This is a genomic window from Gordonibacter pamelaeae 7-10-1-b (assembly GCF_000210055.1).
Lineage (GTDB): Bacteria > Actinomycetota > Coriobacteriia > Coriobacteriales > Eggerthellaceae > Gordonibacter > Gordonibacter pamelaeae.
Genome location: NC_021021.1, coordinates 1,701,309 through 1,704,874, shown reverse-complemented (window position 1 = coordinate 1,704,874; position 3,566 = coordinate 1,701,309). Strand labels below are relative to the sequence as shown.

The following is a 3,566-nucleotide window of genomic DNA, read 5'->3' as shown; positions in this document are numbered from 1 at the left end:
CGGCGGGAGCACCGTGGGCGCAGGCGACAGCGCGGGCACGACGAGCGGGCCCGCCTTCGAGCGTCCGTCCCTGGCCACCTCCCCGTTCGATGCCGATGCCGCGGTGGCCGACCACGACAGCATGATCGACGTCTCGCATGCCTCGCTCGGCTACGTGGCTGCCTCGGCGCAGAACCAGAGCCGCCTGAAGCTGCTGGTCACCAAGGACGGCGTGAAGCGAAACTACGACCTGCCCGGCGATGGCACGCCCGTCTCCGTGCCCCTCACCATGGGCGACGGCGCCTACGACGTGCAGGTCATGCAGAACACCGAGGGCGACCGCTACGTGCCCATCAACGGAACCACCGTCGACGTGGCGCTCGCGAGCGAGTTCGAGCCCTTCCTGCGCCCCAACGTGTTCTGCGACTACGACGCTGACAGCGCCTGCGTGGCGAAGGCGAGCGAGCTTGCCGCCGGCGCCCAGAACGAGGGCGACGTGCTGCGCAGCATCTACACCTGGATCACCGAGAACGTGAGCTACGACACCGAGAAGGCCGAGCGCCTGGCCGACGCAACGGGCTACGTGCCCAACCCCGATGCCACGTTGGCCGAGGGAAAGGGCATCTGCTTCGACTACGTGAGCCTGGGAGCCGCCATGCTGCGCAGCCTTGGAATTCCCACGAAGATCGTTACTGGATACGTTTCCCCTGATAGTATTTACCATGCTTGGAATTTGGTATATCTTGATGGCAGCTGGAAGAGCGTCGAGGTGAGCGTCGACCCCAACACATGGACGCGTATCGACCTGACGTTTGCCGCCGCCGGCGGGTCGGGGAAAACCGTGGGGGACGCGAAGGAATACACTGACCGGTACACGTACTGAGTGCGAGCCGAAGAGGACGCCGCAAGGCCCGGAAGCGCAAAGTCGGACAAGGAGCGAATGAGATTATGGCCACAACCGTGCTTGAGAGCAGCTCCGTAAGCGCGTTCTGCGAGAGCGTCGCCATCATGCTGGCCGCCGGCATCCAGACCGACGAGGCCGTGAGCCTGCTGGGCGAGAACATGGAGGACGGCGCGTTCAAGCGCGCGTGCGATGCCGTGTATCTTCGGCTCATCGCCGGCGAGCCGCTGGCGAAGGCCCTCGATGGCTCGGGCTTCTTCCCCCGCCACGTCGTGGACATGGTGGGAGCAGGCGAGGTGTCGGGCCGTCTTGAGCCCACGCTGCGCACGCTGGCCGTGTACTATGACGAGGAGGGACGCCTGTTCGCGAAGATGCGCTCGAGCATCGTCTACCCCGCCGCCCTGCTCTGCGTCATGTCCGTCATCCTGGCCTTCACGGTGGCCGTCATCCTTCCCGTGTTCGTGGACGTGTACGAGAGCCTGTCGGGCAACCTGGCGGCAGGGTCGTTCAACGCCGTGGGCGCATCCATCGGCATCGGGTGGGCGGCGCTGGCCGTGACGCTCGTATGCACCGTGGTCGTGCTGGCCATGGCCGTGGCCATGCGCAGCGAGGGCGGGCGCCGCAGCCTCATGCGCGCCGCCGAGCGCATGCCCCTCACGCGCAACACGATGTACCAGCTGGCGCTCAGCCGCTTCACGTCGGCGCTGGCAACCTACGTGGCCTCGGGCATCGACACCGACACGGCTATGAAGGAGGCTGTGGCCATGGTGGACCACCGTGCGCTGCGCCAGCAGCTGGAGGGCGCGCGCGAGGCCATGCTCGACCTGGCCGCGCCGAAGAGCCTGGCGCAGGCCGTTTCCGAAAGCGGCGTGTTCGAGCCCGTCTACGCCCGCATGCTCACCATCGGCGCGCGCTCGGGCAGCATGGAGGACGTGCTGGGACGCCTGTCGCTCACGTTCTTCGACGACGCCATCATGAAGATGGACCGCCTGGTGGACGGCGTGGAGCCCGCGCTCGCCGCCTTCCTGACCGTGGCCGTGGGCGCCACGCTCGTGTCGGTCATGCTGCCGCTCATCGGCATCATGGGATCGATCGGCTAGGGTGGCTCGCATGGACCGCGAGCATACGTCGAGGCAGCGGAAGCGCCGGCGGGGCATGAGGCTCGCCGCCCTGGCGCTCGTGCTGGCGCTGGCCGTGGGAGGCTGGTTCGCAGCAGGGGCCGTCGGGCAGAACCTGCGCGAGCAGGGCGCCGTGTCCGTGCGCAACGCCATCTTGGACAGCGCGAAGCAGTGCTGCGCCATCGAGGGCTCTTACCCGTCCTCGCTCGAGCACCTGGAGCAGGGCTACGGCCTGCGCGTGAACCGCGACGACTACGTGATAACCTACGAGGTGTTCGCCGAGAACATCATGCCGAGCGTCGTGGTGGTTCCGCGATGAGGGGCGAGCGCCCTTCCGGGCGGGACGAGGATGCGGTTATGGAGGCTTTGACGAGCAGGGGCATCGCACAGCGCGCGGAAGGCGGCCAGGGTTTCGGGCGCCTGTTCACGGTTCTGCTGTTCGCGCTGTTCATCGTGGCACTGCTCATAGCCATCATGACCGGCACGGGGCTGTACCGCGCGCTGGTGAAAGTGCGCGACCAGGCCGACGATACGCGTCTGGCCACGGGCCTCATCGCGAACAGCGTGCGCGCGGCCGACTCCGTGGATGCCGTCGGTGCGGGCAAGGGCCCCGAGGGCCGCTCCCTCGTGCTGACCGAGCGGCTGGACAGCGGCACGTTCGAGACGCGCATCTACGCCTACCAGAGCTCCATCGTGGAGGAGTACGCGCTGGCCGATGCGGCGTACACGCCGGAGAAGGCCACCCCCGTCGTCGCCTCGGAGCGCTTCGCGTTCTCCTACGAGAACGGGCTGCTCACCGTGGAGACGGATGACGGCAGCGTGCAGGTGGCGCTGCGCAGCGTGAGGGGAGGTGCCTAGCATGGCGAGGAAACCGGCCGAGACGCTGCTCGCCGCGCGCCGCGGGCCCGACGCCACCTGGCACGGCACCGCATTCGTGGTGGAGGCGCTGGTGCTGCTGGCGTTCCTGGCGTTCGCGCTGGCGATGTTCATGCAGCTGTTCGGCGCGGCGCACAACCGCGGCGTGGAGGAGCGCCAGCTTACGCAGGCCGTCCTGCTGGCCTCGAACGCCGCCGAGGAGTTCGCAGCGATGCCGCTCGCCGGCACGCAGAGCGAGGCGTTCGACGGCGACGGCGATGCGCTGGGCGCCGCAGCCGATGCCGGCGAGGGCGATTACCTCGTGACGCGCGAAGTGGTGCCCGAGCCCACGGAGGGCGGCACGCTGTACCATGCGAGCATCGCGGTGAGCCGCGACGGAGAGGTCGTCTACGAGCTGGAGACGGCCCGCTACGCGAGCGACGGAGCAGCGGAAGGGGGCGATGCCGCGTGACCACGCGGGGACGCGGATCGGTGCGCATAGGGCCCATCAGCCTGTTCGCCCTCGTCATCATCTTGTGCCTGGCCGTCATGGCCGTGCTCTCGGTGACGACGGCGCAGGCCACGTACGCCGCCGCCGAACGGCAGGCGTCCTTCACCACCGACACGTACGCCAACGAGCGGGCGGGCCAAGAGCTCGTGGCGGACGTCGACGCCGCGCTCGCGCCGGTGCGCGCAGCGCACGGGGGTCTGGC

5 protein-coding genes and 1 pseudogene are annotated in these 3,566 nt (G+C 68.6%); all 6 read left to right on the top strand.

The window, feature by feature from the left end; all coding sequences use genetic code 11:
- A partial coding sequence (locus GPA_RS07950) for a transglutaminase-like domain-containing protein (protein ID WP_167536621.1) occupies window positions 1–862 on the top strand: 862 nt, incomplete at its 5' end.
- 65 nt (window positions 863–927) lie between these two features.
- Entirely contained in the window at window positions 928–1,980 is a 1,053-nt protein-coding gene (locus GPA_RS07945) for a type II secretion system F family protein (protein WP_015539542.1), read from the top strand.
- 10 nt (window positions 1,981–1,990) lie between these two features.
- Window positions 1,991–2,317 carry a hypothetical protein gene (locus GPA_RS07940; protein WP_015539541.1) on the top strand — a complete coding sequence of 109 codons (327 nt, stop codon included), beginning with the start codon at window positions 1,991–1,993 and terminating at the stop codon, window positions 2,315–2,317.
- Between the two features lie 38 nt (window positions 2,318–2,355).
- On the top strand, window positions 2,356–2,856 hold the full coding sequence (locus tag GPA_RS07935) for a DUF4860 domain-containing protein (protein WP_015539540.1): 501 nt from the start codon (window positions 2,356–2,358) through the stop codon (window positions 2,854–2,856).
- A gap of 1 nt (window position 2,857) precedes the next feature.
- A complete protein-coding gene (locus GPA_RS07930) occupies window positions 2,858–3,325 on the top strand; it encodes a hypothetical protein (protein WP_015539539.1) in 468 nt (155 codons plus the stop codon).
- Window positions 3,322–3,566: pseudogene (locus GPA_RS07925) on the top strand (S4A5 electrogenic sodium bicarbonate cotransporter 4); the annotation flags it as partial. The gene GPA_RS07930 and the pseudogene GPA_RS07925, both read left to right, overlap by 4 nt.